General features: G+C 68.1%; 12 protein-coding genes, 3 tRNA genes and 3 pseudogenes. 10 read left to right on the forward strand and 8 right to left on the reverse strand.

Translation table 11 applies throughout. The features are described from left to right. Positions 1-51 precede the first annotated feature (51 nt). Positions 52-672 carry a hypothetical protein gene (locus J7I97_RS17485; protein WP_214936080.1) on the reverse strand — a complete coding sequence of 207 codons (621 nt, stop codon included), beginning with the start codon at positions 670-672 and terminating at the stop codon, positions 52-54. A 114-nt stretch (positions 673-786) separates the two neighbouring features. On the opposite strand from J7I97_RS17485, the gene J7I97_RS17490 reads away from it, so the two are divergent. Beyond that, a complete protein-coding gene (locus tag J7I97_RS17490) occupies positions 787-1,962 on the forward strand; it encodes an RNA polymerase sigma factor (protein WP_308365165.1) in 1,176 nt (391 codons plus the stop codon). A 179-nt stretch (positions 1,963-2,141) separates the two neighbouring features. On the opposite strand, the gene J7I97_RS17495 is transcribed toward J7I97_RS17490, so the two are convergent. The 4 genes from J7I97_RS17495 to J7I97_RS17510 form a co-directional block, all read right to left on the reverse strand. After that, positions 2,142-4,064 (reverse strand): ABC transporter ATP-binding protein, encoded by a 1,923-nt coding sequence (locus J7I97_RS17495; protein WP_214935936.1) that lies wholly within the window; start codon positions 4,062-4,064, stop codon positions 2,142-2,144. Further along, the gene (locus J7I97_RS17500) at positions 4,061-5,794 is read right to left on the reverse strand and encodes an ABC transporter ATP-binding protein (protein WP_214935938.1); all 1,734 of its coding nucleotides are present in this window, start codon (positions 5,792-5,794) and stop codon (positions 4,061-4,063) included. Before J7I97_RS17500 ends, J7I97_RS17495 begins: the two co-directional genes overlap by 4 nt. A 180-nt stretch (positions 5,795-5,974) precedes the next feature. Beyond that, positions 5,975-7,423, reverse strand: coding sequence for an FGGY family carbohydrate kinase (locus J7I97_RS17505; RefSeq protein WP_214935940.1), 1,449 nt, complete (start codon positions 7,421-7,423; stop codon positions 5,975-5,977). Positions 7,424-7,541: 118 nt separating this feature from the next. Next, positions 7,542-7,853, reverse strand: coding sequence for a YtxH domain-containing protein (locus J7I97_RS17510; protein ID WP_214935942.1), 312 nt, complete (start codon positions 7,851-7,853; stop codon positions 7,542-7,544). A 145-nt stretch (positions 7,854-7,998) separates the two neighbouring features. Between J7I97_RS17510 and J7I97_RS17515 the strand changes: the two genes are divergently transcribed. From J7I97_RS17515 to J7I97_RS17530, 4 genes are all read left to right on the forward strand, one after another. Beyond that, positions 7,999-8,071, forward strand: a tRNA-Asn gene (locus J7I97_RS17515). A 5-nt stretch (positions 8,072-8,076) separates the two neighbouring features. Beyond that, a tRNA-Asn gene (locus J7I97_RS17520) sits at positions 8,077-8,149 on the forward strand. A gap of 189 nt (positions 8,150-8,338) precedes the next feature. Beyond that, positions 8,339-8,415, forward strand: a tRNA-Ile gene (locus J7I97_RS17525). 592 nt (positions 8,416-9,007) lie between these two features. Continuing rightward, the gene (locus tag J7I97_RS17530; RefSeq protein WP_214935944.1) at positions 9,008-9,427 is read left to right on the forward strand and encodes a hypothetical protein; all 420 of its coding nucleotides are present in this window, start codon (positions 9,008-9,010) and stop codon (positions 9,425-9,427) included. A 126-nt stretch (positions 9,428-9,553) separates the two neighbouring features. Here the strand turns inward: J7I97_RS17530 and J7I97_RS17535 are convergent. Further along, positions 9,554-9,690: pseudogene (locus tag J7I97_RS17535) on the reverse strand (thioredoxin-disulfide reductase); the annotation flags it as partial. Between the two features lie 46 nt (positions 9,691-9,736). Then, a pseudogene (locus J7I97_RS17540) lies at positions 9,737-9,886 on the reverse strand (phosphotyrosine protein phosphatase); the annotation flags it as partial. Between the two features lie 3 nt (positions 9,887-9,889). On the opposite strand from J7I97_RS17540, the pseudogene J7I97_RS38560 reads away from it, so the two are divergent. The 3 genes and pseudogenes from J7I97_RS38560 to J7I97_RS17550 form a co-directional block, all read left to right on the forward strand. After that, positions 9,890-10,077, forward strand: a pseudogene (locus J7I97_RS38560) (pyridine nucleotide-disulfide oxidoreductase); the annotation flags it as partial. A gap of 90 nt (positions 10,078-10,167) precedes the next feature. Continuing rightward, positions 10,168-11,496: a hypothetical protein gene (locus J7I97_RS17545; RefSeq protein ID WP_214935946.1), complete on the forward strand. Its 1,329-nt coding sequence runs from the start codon at positions 10,168-10,170 to the stop codon at positions 11,494-11,496. Beyond that, positions 11,493-12,332: a sulfite exporter TauE/SafE family protein gene (locus J7I97_RS17550; protein ID WP_374195486.1), complete on the forward strand. Its 840-nt coding sequence runs from the start codon at positions 11,493-11,495 to the stop codon at positions 12,330-12,332. The genes J7I97_RS17545 and J7I97_RS17550 overlap by 4 nt, the downstream gene beginning before the upstream one ends. 91 nt (positions 12,333-12,423) lie before the next feature. On the opposite strand, the gene J7I97_RS17555 is transcribed toward J7I97_RS17550, so the two are convergent. Then, positions 12,424-13,005, reverse strand: coding sequence for a hypothetical protein (locus tag J7I97_RS17555; RefSeq protein WP_214935949.1), 582 nt, complete (start codon positions 13,003-13,005; stop codon positions 12,424-12,426). Between the two features lie 814 nt (positions 13,006-13,819). Here J7I97_RS17555 and J7I97_RS17560 point away from each other — a divergent pair. Together J7I97_RS17560 and J7I97_RS17565 are read left to right on the forward strand one after the other, a co-directional pair. Next, positions 13,820-14,587, forward strand: a complete 768-nt coding sequence (locus tag J7I97_RS17560) for a hypothetical protein (protein ID WP_214935951.1) — start codon at positions 13,820-13,822, stop codon at positions 14,585-14,587. Positions 14,588-15,555: 968 nt separating this feature from the next. Further along, positions 15,556-15,903 carry a CU044_2847 family protein gene (locus tag J7I97_RS17565; RefSeq protein ID WP_214935953.1) on the forward strand — a complete coding sequence of 116 codons (348 nt, stop codon included), beginning with the start codon at positions 15,556-15,558 and terminating at the stop codon, positions 15,901-15,903. Positions 15,904-15,907: the final 4 nt, after the last annotated feature.

Raw genomic sequence — 15,907 nt, forward strand, 5'->3', positions numbered from 1 at the left:
CGGCCTAGGAGTCTGATGAAGATCTTGAAAACGCGCCCGGCTTGCACCGGTTCAACCCGATTGACATTTACCGGCAATATGGGGTGAATCGGCCGGTCGGAGCAAGATCTTCAAGAGCCTCCTAGGCGTCGCCGGCGCCTCTGCGAAGGTCGCCTCCAGCGCCGCCAGCAGCCGCCGGGCGTAGTCCTCCTGTGAGCCGGTGATCTGCGGGTACTCGGCTGTGAAGTGCTGCCACTCGTGGCCGGCGTCCCCGTACGTGGTGATGTCCTCCAGGATCACCCCGGGGTGCGGCAGCGGCTGCTCGGGCGCCAACCGGAACACCTGGTCGAGCAGCCCGTACGGCAGGGGGTACCGCTCGGCCAGCAGCACGGCGTCGTACAGGTCCTTCCCCTGCGGGTGGGCGTCGCTCACCAGCCACAGCACCTTCCAGGCCAGGGAGAGCGCGGGCGAGGCCGCCAGGACCACGGCCCCGCAGGCGAGTTCGACCGGCTCGGGCAGACGCTCGTGGCCCGTGCGGTCCCGGAGGGTCAGCATCGGCTGCGACACCATCCGGCCCCGGGCGAGCACGATGTGCGTCACCTTCAACTTCCTCCGCGCCGACCACACTTCGAGGTGCGCGAGGGTCTCCGCATCCGGGCAGCGCACCGTGATGTGGGTTTCGTACTCAGACATGGGATTGATCTTCTCGGACATGCGTCCGACGCGCATCGGGGTTCTCCCCAGGGGGTAACCATCCGGTCACGCACCGGACTCAGAAAGTGCTCGCACGCCCCTCGTGGCGGCGATGTGTCGTACCCCACACTGAGGTGCGGTGCCCCCGTCCTCGTTGCCCTGGAGGTCGCCCCCGTGCAGACCCAGACCCTGACCGTGAACGTGAGTCGGACCGGCACAGACGCCCAAGCTGCGAAAGACACCGACGTCGCCGAGGGTGCCGACCCCGTGGGACCCGAGGCAGAGGCCGAAGCCGTGGAAGACGAGCCCGAGGCCCTGGAGCTGATCGAGCAGGCGCCGCAGCAGCGCAGGCGCAGCGCCGACAGCGGGGGCGGAGCAGGCCCTTCCGCCGACCTCTTCCGGCAGTACCTGCGCGAGATAGGCAGGATCCCTCTGCTCACCGCGGCGGAAGAGGTCGAGCTCGCGCGGCGCGTCGAAGCCGGGCTGTTCGCCGAGGAGAAGCTCGGCAGCGCCACCGGTCTCGACCTGCAGCTCACCCTCGACCTGGACAAGCTCGTCGTCATGGGCCGGATGGCCAAACGCCGCCTCATCGAGTCGAACCTGCGGCTCGTGGTCTCCGTCGCCAAGCGCTACGTCGGCCGCGGACTCACCATGCTCGACCTGGTCCAGGAGGGGAACCTCGGGCTGATCCGGGCCGTTGAGAAATTCGACTACGCCCGCGGCTACAAGTTCTCCACCTACGCCACCTGGTGGATCCGGCAGGCGATGTCCCGGGCCATCGCCGACCAGGCCCGGACCATACGGGTGCCCGTGCATGTCGTGGAGCTGATCAACCGGGTCGTCCGCGTACAGCGCCGCATGCTCCAGGAGCGCGGGTACGAGCCCACCGCCGAAGAGGTCGCCGTCCACCTGGAGCTGACCCCCGAGCGGGTCCTGGAGGTGCTGCGCCTCGCGCAGGAACCCGTCTCGCTGCACGCCCCCGTGGGCGAAGAGGACGATGTGGCCCTCGGCGACCTCATCGAGGACGGGGACGCCGCCTCGCCCGTGGAGTCCGCCGCGTTCTTCCTGCTGCGCGAGCACCTGGAAGCCGTGCTGTCGACCCTCGGCGAGCGGGAGCGCAAGGTCGTCCAGCTGCGGTACGGGCTCGCCGACGGCCGCCCCCGCACCCTGGAGGAGATCGGCCGGATCTTCGGAGTGACCCGCGAGCGGATCCGGCAGATCGAGTCCAAGACCCTCAACAAACTGCGCGACCACGCCTTCGCCGACCAGCTCCGGGGCTACCTGGACTGAGAACGCGGAAGGGGTGCCCCCGCAAGAGAACGAGGGCACCCCTGGAAAAGCCGTCGGCCGGCTCCGGGGCCGCTAGTGCCGTGACCGGCAAGGTTCACCGGGTCGCGACGCCCAGTACGGCGCCTCGCCGCGTTGTCGGACCNNACGCCGCGCCCCGGCAAACCTATCCGGCCACGGCACTAGTCGACCTCGGCCACCGCCTGCGCGAACTGCGCCGTGTACAGCCGCGCGTAGGCGCCGTCCCAGGCCAGCAGCTCCTCGTGCGTGCCCTGCTCCACGATCGAGCCGTTCTCCATCACCAGGATCACGTCGGCGTCGCGGATCGTGGACAGCCGGTGCGCGATCACGAAGGACGTACGGCCGTGCGCGAGCCGCGCCATCGCCTTCTGGATCAGCACCTCGGTACGGGTGTCCACCGAGCTCGTCGCCTCGTCGAGCACCAGGATCACCGGGTCCGACAGGAACGCCCGGGCGATGGTGATCAGCTGCTTCTCGCCGGCGCTGACGCCCGCGCCCTCGTCGTCCAGCACGGTGTCGTAGCCGTCCGGCAGGGTGCGGATGAAGCGGTCCGCGTGCGCCGCCCGCGCAGCCTCCTCGACCTCGGCGCGGGTGACCTCGCGCGAGGCGCCGTAGGCGATGTTCTCCGCGATGGTGCCCCCGAACAGCCAGGTGTCCTGGAGCACCATGCCGATGCCGCCGCGCAGTTCCTCGCGGGTCATCTTCGCGATGTCCACCCCGTCGAGGGCGATCCGGCCGCCCGTGACCTCGTAGAACCGCATCAGGAGGTTCACGAGGGTGGTCTTCCCGGCGCCCGTCGGCCCGACGATCGCGACCGTGTGGCCCGGCTCGACCGCCAGCGAGAGGTTCTCGATCAGCGGCTTGTCCGGCTCGTAGCGGAAGGCCACCTTGTCGAGCGTGACCTGCCCGCGCAGCTGCTCCGGACGCTCCGGAACCTCGGCGTCCGGCTCCTGCTCAGCCGCGTCCAGCAACTCGTACACCCGCTCCGCCGAGGCGACACCGGACTGCACCAGGTTCGCCAGCGACGCGAGCTGCGTCAGCGGCATCGAGAACTGGCGCGAGTACTGGATGAAGGCCTGGACGTCACCGATCGACAGCGTGCCCGAGGCGACCCGCAGACCGCCGACGACCGCTATCAGCACGTAGTTGATGTTCGAGATGAAGAGCATGACCGGCTGCATGACGCCGGTGACCAGCTGCGCCTTGAACGAGGCCCGGAACAGCGCCTCGTTCTGCTCGGCGAAGATCGCCGCGGACTCCTTCTGCCGGCCGAAGACCTTGACCAGGCTGTGGCCCGAGTACATCTCCTCGATGTGCGCGTTGAGCGTGCCGGTGGTCTTCCACTGCGCCACGAACTGCGGCTGCGACTTCTTGCCGATCTTCGCCGCGGCGAAGATCGAGAGCGGCACGGTCACCAGCGCGACCAGCGCCAGCAACGGCGAGATCCAGAACATCATCGCCAGCACGCCGACGATCGTCAGCAGAGAGTTGAGCAGCTGGCTCATCGTCTGCTGGAGCGTCTGCCCGATGTTGTCGATGTCGTTCGTCGCCCGGCTCAGCACCTCGCCGCGCTTCTGCTGGTCGAAATACGACAGCGGCAGCCGCGACAGCTTCGCCTGGAGCTCCTCGCGCAGCCGGTACACGGTGCCGTTCGTGACGTGGTTCGACAGCCGGGTCGCGACCAGCATCAGCACACCCGACAGGGTGAAGACCACCAGCGCCCAGATCGCGACGACTCCGACGGCGCCGAAGTCGATGCCCTCGCCCGGGGTGAAGTCGGTGCCGGCAAGCATGTCCGCCATGCCGTCCTGGCCCTTGGCGCGCAGCCCGTCCAGCGCCTGCTGCTTGGTGAGCCCCTCCGGCATCTGCCGGCCGACGATCCCCCCGAAGACCAGGTCGGTGGCGGCGCCCAGGATCTTCGGGCCGACGACCGTGAGCGCGACGCTGCCGACGACGGCGACGATCATGCCCCAGATCTTGGCCCGGTCCTGTGCGATCTGCCTTAGCAGCCGCCCGCCCGAGCCCTTGAAGTCCAGGGACCGCTCAGCCGGCCCCATCATCATCCGTCCTCCGGGCCCGCTCATGCGGCCTCCGCCTCCGTCAGCTGGGAGAGCACGATCTCCCGGTAGGTCTCGTTCCCGGCCATCAGCTCGTGGTGGCGCCCCTCACCCACCACCTGTCCCTCGTCGAGGACGATGATCCGGTCGGCATCGCGGATCGTGGAGACCCGCTGGGCGACGATGACCACGGTCGCGTCCTCGGTCTCGCGGGCCAGCGCCGCGCGCAGCGCCGCGTCCGTCGCGTAGTCCAGGGCCGAGAAGGAGTCGTCGAAGAGGTAGATCTCCGGGCGCTGCACGAGGGTGCGGGCGATCGCCAGACGCTGGCGCTGGCCGCCGGAGACGTTCGTCCCGCCCTGGCTGATGGGGGCGTCGAGACCGCCTTCCAGCTCGGACACGAAGTCCTTGGCCTGGGCCACCTCCAGGGCCTCCCACAGCTCTTGGTCGGTGGCCTGCGGGCGCCCGTAGCGCAGGTTGGACGCCACGGTTCCGGAGAACAGGTACGGCTTCTGCGGGACCATGCCGACCGTCCGCGCCAGCAGCTCCGGGTCGAGCCGCCGTACGTCCTCCCCGTCGACCAGTACCTCGCCGCCGGTCGCGTCGAACAGCCGGGGGACCAGGCCCAGCAGCGTGGACTTGCCGCTGCCGGTGGAGCCGATCACCGCGGTGGTCTCGCCGGGGCGGGCCACCAGGTCCACCCCGCGCAGTACCGAGGCCTCGGCGCCCGGGTAGCGGAAGTCGGCGCCGCGCAGCTCCAGCCGCCCGCGCCGGACGAGCTCGCGCACCGGGTCGGCGGGCGGGACCACGCTGGACTCGGTGTCCAGTACCTCCTGGATGCGCTCGGCGCAGACCTCGGCGCGCGGCACCATCATGAACATGAAGGTGGCCATCATCACGGACATGACGATCTGCATCAGGTAGGCGAGGAAGGCCGTCAGCTGGCCGATCTCCATGGAGCCGCTGTCGACGCGCATCGCGCCGAACCAGATGACGGCGACGCTGGAGATGTTCACAACCACGATCACCGCGGGGAACATCAGGGCGAGCAGCTTGCCGGCGGCCAGCGAGACGCCGGTGAGGTCGGCGTTGGCCTCCCGGAAGCGGTCCTTCTCGTAGTCGTCGCGGACGAAGGCGCGGATCACCCGGTTGCCGGTGATCTGCTCGCGCAGCACCCGGTTCACGGTGTCCAGGCGCGTCTGCATCTTCCGGAACAGCGGGCGCGTCTTGAAGACGATGGCGCCCACCGAGACGCCCAGCACCGGCACGACGGCGAGCAGTACGCCCGACAGCTTCACGTCGAGGGAGAGCGCCATGGCGATGCCGCCGACGCACATGATCGGCGCGGAGACCATCAGCGTGAAGGTCATCAGCACCAGCATCTGGACCTGCTGGACGTCGTTCGTCGTACGGGTGATCAGCGACGGGGCGCCGAACTGGCCGACCTCCCGTGCGGAGAAGCTCTGCACCCGGTCGAAGACGGCGGCGCGGACGTCCCGGCCGACGGCGGCCGCGGTGCGGGCGCCGAAGTAGACGGCACCGCCGTTGCAGATGAGCTGGATGAGCGAGACACCGAGCATCAGCACGCCGAAGCGCAGGATGTAGCCGGTGTCGCCGTTGACGACACCGTTGTCAATGATGTCGGCGTTGAGCGTGGGCAGGTAGAGGGTCGCGCTGGTCTGCAGGAGTTGCAGCAGGACCAGGATCGAGATCGGTTTCCGGTACGGACCGAGGTGAGTCCGCAGAAATCGTATGAGCACGCGCAGGCTCCGGTCGGCAATGTCGAGGGGGGTTCACCCCATCTTGAGCCACCACGGGGCCGGAACCCCACCGGTTTTCGTAAACGGCGGTCAAAAGGAGTAGCCCCGCCGCACCGGTCCTAGGCCTCCGGTCCCGGGCGCACCCGGGGCCTCTTGATCGCGGACCGCTTCTCGAACGCCCTAGAACGCCTGGAACGCTCCGGGGTGGATCTGCTCCCGGGTGGCGATGTACTGCTGGCGCACCGCCTGCCAGGCCGGGAACTCCTCGCCGGGCTCGAAGACCTGCGCCGCCGGAGCCGGCCACACCGGCGGGGTGTGCGCGGCCAGCGTGCCCTGCTGCACCCCGAGCGCCCACGCCGCCTGACGCGCCGCGCCCAGCGCGGCGTAGTCGGCCGGCGCCGGTACGACGACCTGCGTCCCGAAGAGCCCGGGAGCCGCGGCCTGTACGGCGGGCAGCCCGGCCGCCGCGCCCAGCAGGAACACCCGGCGGATCTCCACCCCGCGCGACCGCAGCACGTCGAGCGCGTCCACCAGCCCGCACAGCATGCCCTCGAAGGCCGCCCGCGCCAGGTGCTCGGGCTTCATCGAGTCGCGCCGCAGCCCGGACAGGGTCCCGGCGGTGTGCGGCAGGTTCGGAGTCCGCTCGCCCTCCAGATACGGCAGGAGTACGAGGCCGTGCGCGCCCGGCGTCGACTTCAGCGCGAGCTCGGACAGCCCCTCCAGATCGGTGCCCAGCAGCTCGGCGGTGCCGCGCAGGGCCCGTACCGCGTTGGAGGTGTTCACCACCGGCAGGTGCATGCCGCTGGCATCGGCGAGGGAGGTGATCAGCCCGCCTGGCTCCGACAGCGCCTCGTGGTGCACGGCCATCACCGACCCGGAGGCGCCGAGCGAGACCACCGCGTCGCCGGGGCCGAGCCCCAGCCCGAGGGCGGCGGCCATGGTCTCCCCGGTGCCGGCGGATATCAGCAGCCCCTCCGGCGTGGTCCCGGCGGCATCGGCCGGGCCGAGCACCTCGGGCAGCAGGGCCATGTGCCCGAGGGCCAGCTCGACCAGGTCGGGGCGGTACGAGCCGGTGGCCGGCGACCAGTAGCCGGTGCCGGAGGCGCCACCCCGGTCGGTGGTCCGCCGGGCCGGCCGGCCCAGCAATTGCCAGACCAGCCAGTCGTGCGGGGACATCAACACGGCCACCCGCCGGGCCGCCTCCGGTTCGGCGCGGGCCAGCCAGGCCAGCTTCGCTATCGGCTGCGCGGAGTGCGGGACGCCACCCACGGCCTCGGCCCAGGCCTGGCGGCCGCCGAGCGCCTCGATGAGGTCGGCCGCGGCGACCTGCCCGCGCTTGTCGTTGCCGACCAGCGCCGGACGGACCAGTCCGCCCTGCGCGTCCAGCGGCAGCAGGCCTCGCTGCTGCGCCGAGACCCCGATGGCCTGCACACCTTCGAGGAGCCCGCCGCCGGCGGCCTCGCCCAGCGAGAGCAGCCAGGCCTGTGGATCGGTCTCGTGGGGTACGGCGTCACCCGTGGGCTGTGGATGGGGCGCGTAGCCCTGCCGCAGCACGGCACCGGTGTCGGTGTCACAGACGACGATGCGAGTGAAGGCGGAAGAACTGTCCAGCCCGGCGACTATCCCCATGGGGGGAATTCTGCCGCACGGGGCGACGGTCTCCGCCGTCCCGGGCGCCTCGAACTTCACAGAGGCCCCGGCCGCACCGGCGTCGCATGACGCCGATGCGGCCGGGGCCCCTCACGGCTCAGGTGTTGCTGGTGCCCCAGTCGTCCTCGCCGCCACCGCCGCCGGCCCGGTTGCGCAGACTCCGTACCCGCCCGGCCAGGGCGTGGCGATCGGGGAGGGCGTCGCCGACCTTCTCGCTCACTACGGTGAACGCCTTACCGGCGAACTGGCGCCCGGTCTGCCCGGCGCTCTCGGCGGCGTTCCGCACCGCCGGGTTCTGCGCGAGCTCCCGCGCGGACTTCTTCAGCTCCTCGTACCGCTCGCGCCCGGCCCGGGTCCCGAGCACGTACCCGAGGGCCAGTCCGACCACGAACGTGACCTTGTACCGCATGCCTGCCACCCTTCGTCGTGTGGTGCCCGGCCTGCTTCAGATACCGATTGGCGGAGCACCCCCCTGCTTGCGCTAATCTATGACTCGCAGCGAACGCTCGCCCCTCGGGAACACCGGAGGTGGGCCGTTCGGTGCACCGCAGCAATCCCCTGTAGCTCAATTGGCAGAGCAGCCGGCTGTTAACCGGCAGGTTACTGGTTCGAGTCCAGTCGGGGGAGCGCAGTCCCCTGTAGCTCAATTGGCAGAGCATTCGGCTGTTAACCGGAGGGTTGCTGGTTCGAGTCCAGCCGGGGGAGCGTGAAAGAAGAAGAGGGCCCCGGTGGGTCCTCTTCTTCTTTGTTGCCCTGCTCCTGGAACCGGGCAGCCCTCTGCGCGGTCTCTCTGAGCAGGCGAAGCCGATCATGCGAGGCATCCGAGGCAGGAGATCGTATGAGCGGCTATGCTGCGGCAGACGGCGCGCACACATGTACGCGCCACGCCGTAAAGGGGCGGTAGCTCAGCCGGTTAGAGCAGCGGACTCATAATCCGTCGGCCGTGGGTTCGAGTCCCACCCGCCCCACCATCGCAGGTCTCTGACCTGCAGAAACGTTCCTTTCCGGGTCTCGGAGTGGCAACTTCGGCTCAGCGGAGTGAATCCGCTGCTCGCGAGTTTGGCTCTCGGCCGGTTTGTGATGGCTGGCACTGCGGTGACCTGCGTGTATGCATGGTCTCGCTGGTCGTGCGAGCTGGTCGCAGATGGCTGGCCTGACGGCCTTGGCTGTGAATTGTGGACGCTGGCAGGACGCAGGGAACCGGAAGTCGCTTCCTTGGGACATCTCATCGGCGCTGCTCGAGTAGTGCGGAGTAGATGCTGTGCCGCAGCAGGCGACCGGGGCTGCCGACCTCTGGGTCGTACTGTGGCTACCGCGGCTGACCGACGGGGAAATGGCCCGTACTGGAACGGCCCAGAACAGCACCCGGCTCGTGCGGAGACGGCTTATGGGCGTGGCTCCTGCTCCCAGCAGCTGGGCCGGACGTCGGCCTCGCGGAGGCCGGGACACCGGGGCATACGGCTCTTCCGAGAGTCTTGGACGCCCTCTTCTGGGCGCCAGACTCGCAGAAGTACGGTCAGGCACGGCGATGCGATGCTTCCGATCCGCCACACAGTTGTTGCGATGGCTGAGGGCAGGCTTGGGCGGCGGATGCTCGATGGCTCCGGCCCGGCGGGCGGAGCGGCCCCGGGGCCGGGGCGCAGAGTGCTGTCGATACTGGCGATGTTCGCTGGGGCCCTCGCGGGTACCCGACTCCTGCGTCACACCAACCTCCTGGTGACACTGCGGCTCGCCCTGCTGCTGCTCGCAGTGGACCTCGGTGACCACCCACCGGCTCACCACGGCCGACCCTGTCTGGGCCAGGGCGTAAACACCCCGGATGTGGACGGTCAACGCGGCGCCTGCCACGTGAAAGTCCGGCAGGGCGAGCCACTCCTGCCAGGTGAAGTCGCGGCGTATGCAGTGCGGGACGCGGGGGATAACGACTTCGCAGCCATGGCGAGTGTCCTCAAGGACGTGCAGCAGCGGGACATCCGTACCTGAGCCGGTCGCAGGCACCACGCACTCAGCGTCACATCAGGAGACATGGCCATCGCCTCGCCGTGCTGTACAGGTGGCGAGAGATCTGGCTGAGGGCCGGCCAGTGCGGCTTCCGCATCCTTGCAGCCGAAAGTTCTCGACCTCGGTGGTTGTGGTGAGTGAGCCGCCGACGAAGATGGAGCTGCCGAACAACAGGGGCTTCAGCTGAGCGCGCGAGCGGTGTAGAGGGCGGCGATGTATCCGGCGGGGCCGGAGCCGATGATGATGACGTGGCGTGCGCCGTCGTCTGTGGTGGTCGTGTCGGGCGCTGGATCAACCCTGCTTCTTGGCGTCGATCTCGGCGATCAGGCCCTCGATGAGGCCCTTGATTTCGTCGCGGATGGGGCGGACGGCCTCGACGCCCTGGCCGGCCGGGTCCTCGAGCTGCCAGGCGAGGTAGGTCTTGCCGGGGAAGTATGGGCAGGTCACTTCGCCGCCCTGCGCCTGCGCGGCACCCGTGGGCACATCGCGACCGTTGGGACCCGCGCCGTGGACGAGCCGCGCCTGCACCTGCTCGGCTACGGCGACTGGACCGGACCCGCCTCCGCCACCCTCATCGGCGTTGGCCGCCCGCCCGTGAGGCCGTCCGCCAGATCACCGATCTACTGCGCTGACGAACCGAGTAAATATTAGGACAGGTTGGCTGAATCTCGCGTCTAATGGCCGGTGTGACGAGACCTCCCTCATCCGGCCTGTGGCTTCCCGTGCAAGACGATGACCCCGAAGAACTCACGCTCATCGTGGACACCCCCAACGGCACGCACATACGTTGCGTACCGCCCGCCCTGCCGCTGCCTGCCCACATCGACCACGGTCCCGGTGCCGAAGAGGCAACCCACATGGCAGCAGCCGCCTGGGGCATGCCCGACTTCGTGTTCCAGCAGGCGGCCCACGCCGCCAAGGGGTCAGGTCGGCGAGAACTGGGCGACAGGCTTCTCCTGGCTGGGCACCGCGGCGCTGTCGTGCAGGTCAAGGCCCGCACCATCAGCCCCAAGACCGACGCTCAGGAGATCTCCTGGATCCAGAAGGTGGCCGCGAAGGCGATGAGCCAGGCCAAGGGCACGGTACGGCAACTGCGCATGCTGCCCGCCGACATGGTCAACGGCCGCAACCGGACCCTGCACGTCGATGGTCACGCGTTCGAGTGGATCGCGGTGTTTCTGCTGGACCACCCCCGCGTCCCGCGCGACGCCGTGCCCACCTGGCAGCCGCTCGGCATTCCCGCCATCGCGCTCACCCGCCGCGATTGGGACTTCCTCTTCAACCAGCTGCGCTCCACCACCGCCGTGCTCGACTACCTCTTCCGGGCCGCCGCCGAACCGGCTGTACCGCTTGGTGAGGAGCCGGTGCGGTACTACGAGTTCGCCGCAGCCGACGTTGCCGCGCCTCCCGGTGACATCGACACCGAGCTGGTGGGAGCCGGCGGCACGCTGTTCTCCGCCCCGCAGCTGCCTCAGGCCCCGGCCGGCAGCGACGGCACCAACGTCCACCGAGTCGTCCGCATCATTCTCGAAGACGTTGCGCTCACCCCGCTCGGCGAGTCACTGACAGAGCGGGACCGCTTCACCGTGCTCTCGGACCTCGACCGGCTCCCCGTCTCATCCAGGGCGGAGTGGGGTCACCTGCTGCTGGACATGCTCCGCGATGTCCCGGAAGTACCTGAGGATCACTGCAAGTGGCGCTTCCGGCGCCTGCTCGACGCCGACGGCACACGCCAGCTCATCGTCGGCGCCGCGACTCGCTTCGACCGCGACGTCCAGGCAGCCTTCACCGCCTACGTGCAGCTTCGCCACCACGAAGTCACCAGTCGCACCGGCCGGACCGAGGAATCATCGGCCCTCGGCGTCCTGCTCACCCCTCGCCGCGACCGGCACCGCCCGTGGGACACCACCACCGTGCGCGTACACGGGGACCTCGAACTGCCGCCGGAGGACCTGCAGGTCTACAGCGAGGCCTGGAACCGCGCCTTCGACGAGGGCGCCGTAGTCGATCACGGCCGAGCCGAACAGCCTCCGGCGCCGGCCAGCGCGTGAAGGGACCTCACGCCACGCTGGGACTGCGGCGCTCCAGCAGCCAGAATATCGTTCCGCTTCGCCCGACACACTCAGCACCCGTGGTGTTCGGTGCGGGAGCGGCCATCGGCGTATTGGGCGGGATGATCGGACTGGGCGGCGCGGAGTTCCGCCTACCGCTGCTGATCGGCCTCTTCGGGTTCGCCGCGCTCTCGGCCGTCATCCTGAACAAGGCGATGAGCCTGGCCGTGGTCCTGATCGCGCTACCCGCACGCCTTGCGTCAGTCCCGGCCGCCGAGGTGGCTGGACGCTGGCCCGTCGCGGTCAACCTGCTCGCTGGCAGCCTGCTCGGCGCGTGGGTCGGAGCGAGCTGGGCGGTACGCATGCGCACCGCGACCCTCTACAAGGTGCTGGCGGTGCTCATGGCGGCCGCCCTAGTGGTCACGCACACCACCACCTTGGGCACCCTCTCCCTGCCGCTGTGGGCCCAGGTGCCCGCCGGGGTCGTCGCCGGGTTCGGCATCGGGGTGGTCGCCGCGATCATGGGCGTGGCCGGAGGCGAGCTGCTGATCCCGACGATCGTGCTGCTGTTCGGAGAGGACATCAAGACCGCCGGAAGCCTCTCCCTGCTGGTCTCCCTGCCGACGATGCTCGTCGCGTTCGCCCGCTACAGTCGCGACGGCAGCTTCGCCGTCCTCGGCGCCAACCTCCGTTTCACCACGATCATGGCTGCAGGCTCCGTCGTCGGCGCGGTACTGGGCGGGCTGCTCTTGGGGGTGTTCCCGGACATGGTCCTCATCCCCGCGCTGGCCGTGATACTGCTCGTCTCCGCAGTCAAACTCGCCCGTCACGACTGACCTTGCCGAGACGCCTCGGAGACCATCTGCGAGGCCCTGTTCTCGGCGACTCCAGCCCTGGACCAAGACAAGTGCCTTGAGCACAGCCTCCCTAGACCAAATCGCCATCCGTCCGAGAGGCCGGCCTTCTTACGGCCTCGACGAGGGTGACCTCCATCTCGACTACCTCCTTGTTGTCATTCACACGAGCCGCCAGAGCCTGAAGGGACGCACTGTCGAACTGGTATGGCGGAGGCCAGTCGAGATCCGAACCAGTGGGCGGCCACACCTGAACGACCGAGCCAAGGAAATCAGGCAGAGGAGCGAGATCCCCCTCAATGAGAGGGATAAAGACCTGAAAGGCAACCCTCACGACTGCGAAGGTCACGCACCAACCGCTGAGCCGTTCGGCTTCCTCTGCCGACTCCGCGTAGATGGGTCGAATTATCAGCGGAAGGGGGTCTGGATCGTGATAGGCGGCGATCCAGACGCGGACGTCAGGGGGCGGCTGCCGAAAGATGTTAAGGCTCTGACCGAACCCATGGGGGACGACGGGCTCCCCGGCAACATCGAACAAGATGGCCTTCATCACCGCCCAGAGCGCCAAACGCCTCTGGTCAATCTCAGAGACCATGCGGGTGTGGAGGAACATCGGCCGCAAGACCCCCGAGACATCGTTCTCCAGGGCGGACATCCACGTGTTGTTGCAACGCCTGCACACCGGAGTCGTCGGCCAAGTGACCTTGCGACGACGAGGATCTGACGAGCTGATCTTCGCCCCAAGGCGGCGCAGTTCCTTAACCAGCCAGATCGAATAGATGTCCTCCTTCGTGGGATCCGGGTAAAGATCCTGACAGAACGGACAGTGACCGCGAGGTGGAGGCAGCCAGTTCGTATGCGTGCGACCGCCGGGAGGCGCATCCACGAAGAGCTCCTGGAGGGGCTCATCCAACACGGCCCCGCCCCCACGCAGGAGGACCTCGGCCGCGTCGAGACAAGCGCGGTGCGCCACACCGAGCACGTACAACTGCTCATCAGCCGGAGCAGGCAACGCATCGACCACTGCCTGCCCAGCGTCAGTGGGAAAGGCAGTCAACCAACTCCCCGAACGGGTCCCGCCCAGCTCGATCCAGGCATGAACCGCCCGCTTCACGGGCTCATCACAGCCGCCGAGGCATCGGAGTCTCCGCCAGTCCGACGCCCAGGCGCCATATGCTCTTGTCATGCCTCCAACATGGCCTGAATCGAGTGCCCGCAAACCGGCTCTCGTCGGGGCAGCTCGCAAGGGGCGACACGAGCTCCCGGTCACCCGGCGTCGCGGCGTCGGCGGGGCCAGAGTGGTCGCAGACGTGTCGGCCCGTCCAGAGCTACGAGGTTCCGCCCCAAACAGCCACTTTGCTTTGGAAGGGAATCCGCTGCGCGATACCTCGTCTGGGGCGGGCCAGCGATTGTTCTGGGTGTCGGCGTGGTGTGGAGATGGCCAGTTTCGCTGCCTGTATCTGTAAAGCATGGCAGTCACGTCTGAGCACGTTCGCGCTCTGGCCGATGCGTATCGAAAGACTCTGGACGAGGGGGACGTCGCCCTCCGAGGTAGCTGGCTCGATCGGAAGATTCTCGTCGCGATCGTGGTGAAGTCAGCCACGGAGCAGTCTGACTGGCTCGAAACCCGTGTTCCCGCTGGCGGTGAGCTTAAGGGGGAACTGGAGGGACTCATTTCGGTTCTCGTCAAGCATGATGTGGTTGGTGCCAATCTTGCGTCGACGAAGAAGTGGCTCAGCAAGCAGATGCTCATTCTGATCGGCGCAGTGTGCGCGTTCGTCGCTTGGCCAGCGTGGGTGGGGATCGTTGTCGCATGGGCTGGGAACATTTTCTTAGGTGCATACAATTTCGGATACTGGCTGGGTCTGCTACTAGGCGGCGTGGTGCTCACGTGGATCGGCAGGGCACTCTGGGCGGCCATGACTAATGTGTATCTTTATGGAGATTTTCGCAGTTTTTTCGCAGCGCCGAAATCGATCGGCGTGCGGGCAAACGAGCTCTTCCTTTCCCACGTCCTCCCTCCGCTAGAAGCCATGCGTTCCGGCCACGGTCAGGTCAAAAAGAAGGACCTCGTCACCCCTATCGTTGGCGAGCTCAGGCGTTGGGCATACGTGTTGCTCGGGGTGTCAATCGCTATTTTCGTTGTTGTTGCGTTGCAGTTTGTTTTGGGGGTCATCGCTGCGCTCAAGTGCAAAGCCGACTCGCCCTGGACCTCAGAGGTTGAGCCTTGCTCGTAGTGCCGTTCATGGTGGATACCGCCAGGGGACGCGCAGGGGACGCAAGGACAGGAACCACCGACAAAGGCCGATGCGACCTGTGTTGTGATCCCGGACCGTCCTGAATCTGGATTCTGCGTCTCGCGGGGACCTCTTCTGATGCTCCAGGGGACGAGTCAGGGGACGAACTCCCCCACGGTTTGAGTGGTTTTCACCCCTGTGTCGTGGGTGAGTGTCCTTTATGTGCCGCCCAGGCGATTACGGTCCTAACTAACAGGAAACGACCCAGAGTCGCCCTCGCTTCTATGCCGAGGGTGTCGCTCGCTGGAGCCGGGCTGTGAAATGCGTGAGGCGCTTCGGCGCCTCGTCAAGCTGCCCCAGAGGGAGCGTGTGCGGAGGCGTGGGGCCGCGCCCCCGCGAAATCGACGCCCGGGGCACCCCGAGGGGCCCACAAGCTGACCCTCGGCTACTTCGGGCTCTTCAAGCTGCGGGTGACGGCCTCGGTGACCAGCGGCCACTCGGCCGGCATGGAGTTGCGACAGTGCGCCCTCAGCCGGGTGCGGCCGGAGACTCCGGCGAGGAGATGGAAGGGCTCGCCAGCTGCCGCCCTCGGTACCCGGGAGGTCTGCGCGGGCGCCGGTGGCGATCAGGTGGAGGCTTCGAGTGCTTGGAGCCGGCGTTCCACCTGTCAGGCGTACGGCCCACCCCGGATGCGGCATGCAATGGATTCAATGACTATCACTAGTGGCGCTGGTGCACCTGCGCGGCTTCGCTGTGCCGCAGTTGCTGTCCCCGACCGGAACTGCGGACGTGCGTGGCCATAGGTCTGATGCTTTAGGGATGGATCCTCCAAGCGGGAATGGGTGGAGCGTCGGCGCGTGAGCAAGGGCATGAAGGCTGGCGCTGACCGAGACTCCTGTGCGGCCCCGTGACGGAACATCGCGACGGCCGAGTCGCAGTCGACGAGCACGATGAGTGAAGGAGGAGCCTTGACGCATCTGGCTCGGATTCCATTGGAAGGCGGAGGATCCATCCTCGTCGAGGCTCCGGCCTCGACGGAGGGGCCGGTGAAGGCCGGTCGCGTCAGCGACGCCATTCACGACCTGCCGGGAAACCTGCAGGAGGCGCTGGGCTCGGTCTCGGAGGCGGCGCACGCCATGCTCCATCAGTTGCGCAAGGCGGGGCCGGACGGGATCAGCATGGAGTTCGGGGTCGACCTGGCGGTCGAGGCGGGCGTCGTGATCACCAAGAGCAGTCTCAACAGCCACCTGAAGGTCACCATGTCGTGGAAGAAGGACGGCCCCGAGCGGTCCGCTACGGACAAGTACGCGGGGTGATCCC

This window comes from Streptomyces sp. ISL-87 (assembly GCF_018614095.1).
Taxonomy (GTDB): Bacteria; Actinomycetota; Actinomycetes; order Streptomycetales; family Streptomycetaceae; genus Streptomyces.

Coding starts and splice junctions, on each gene's coding strand:
- J7I97_RS17495 (WP_214935936.1), bottom strand. CDS start 4,064: ATGAGCGGGCCCGGAGGACGGATGATGATGGGGCCGGCTGAGCGGTCC.
- J7I97_RS17510 (WP_214935942.1), bottom strand. CDS start 7,853: ATGCGGTACAAGGTCACGTTCGTGGTCGGACTGGCCCTCGGGTACGTG.
- J7I97_RS17485 (WP_214936080.1), bottom strand. CDS start 672: ATGTCTGAGTACGAAACCCACATCACGGTGCGCTGCCCGGATGCGGAG.
- J7I97_RS17530 (WP_214935944.1), top strand. CDS start 9,008: ATGGCTGAGGGCAGGCTTGGGCGGCGGATGCTCGATGGCTCCGGCCCG.
- J7I97_RS17505 (WP_214935940.1), bottom strand. CDS start 7,423: ATGGGGATAGTCGCCGGGCTGGACAGTTCTTCCGCCTTCACTCGCATC.
- J7I97_RS17560 (WP_214935951.1), top strand. CDS start 13,820: ATGGCAGTCACGTCTGAGCACGTTCGCGCTCTGGCCGATGCGTATCGA.
- J7I97_RS17555 (WP_214935949.1), bottom strand. CDS start 13,005: ATGTCCGCCCTGGAGAACGATGTCTCGGGGGTCTTGCGGCCGATGTTC.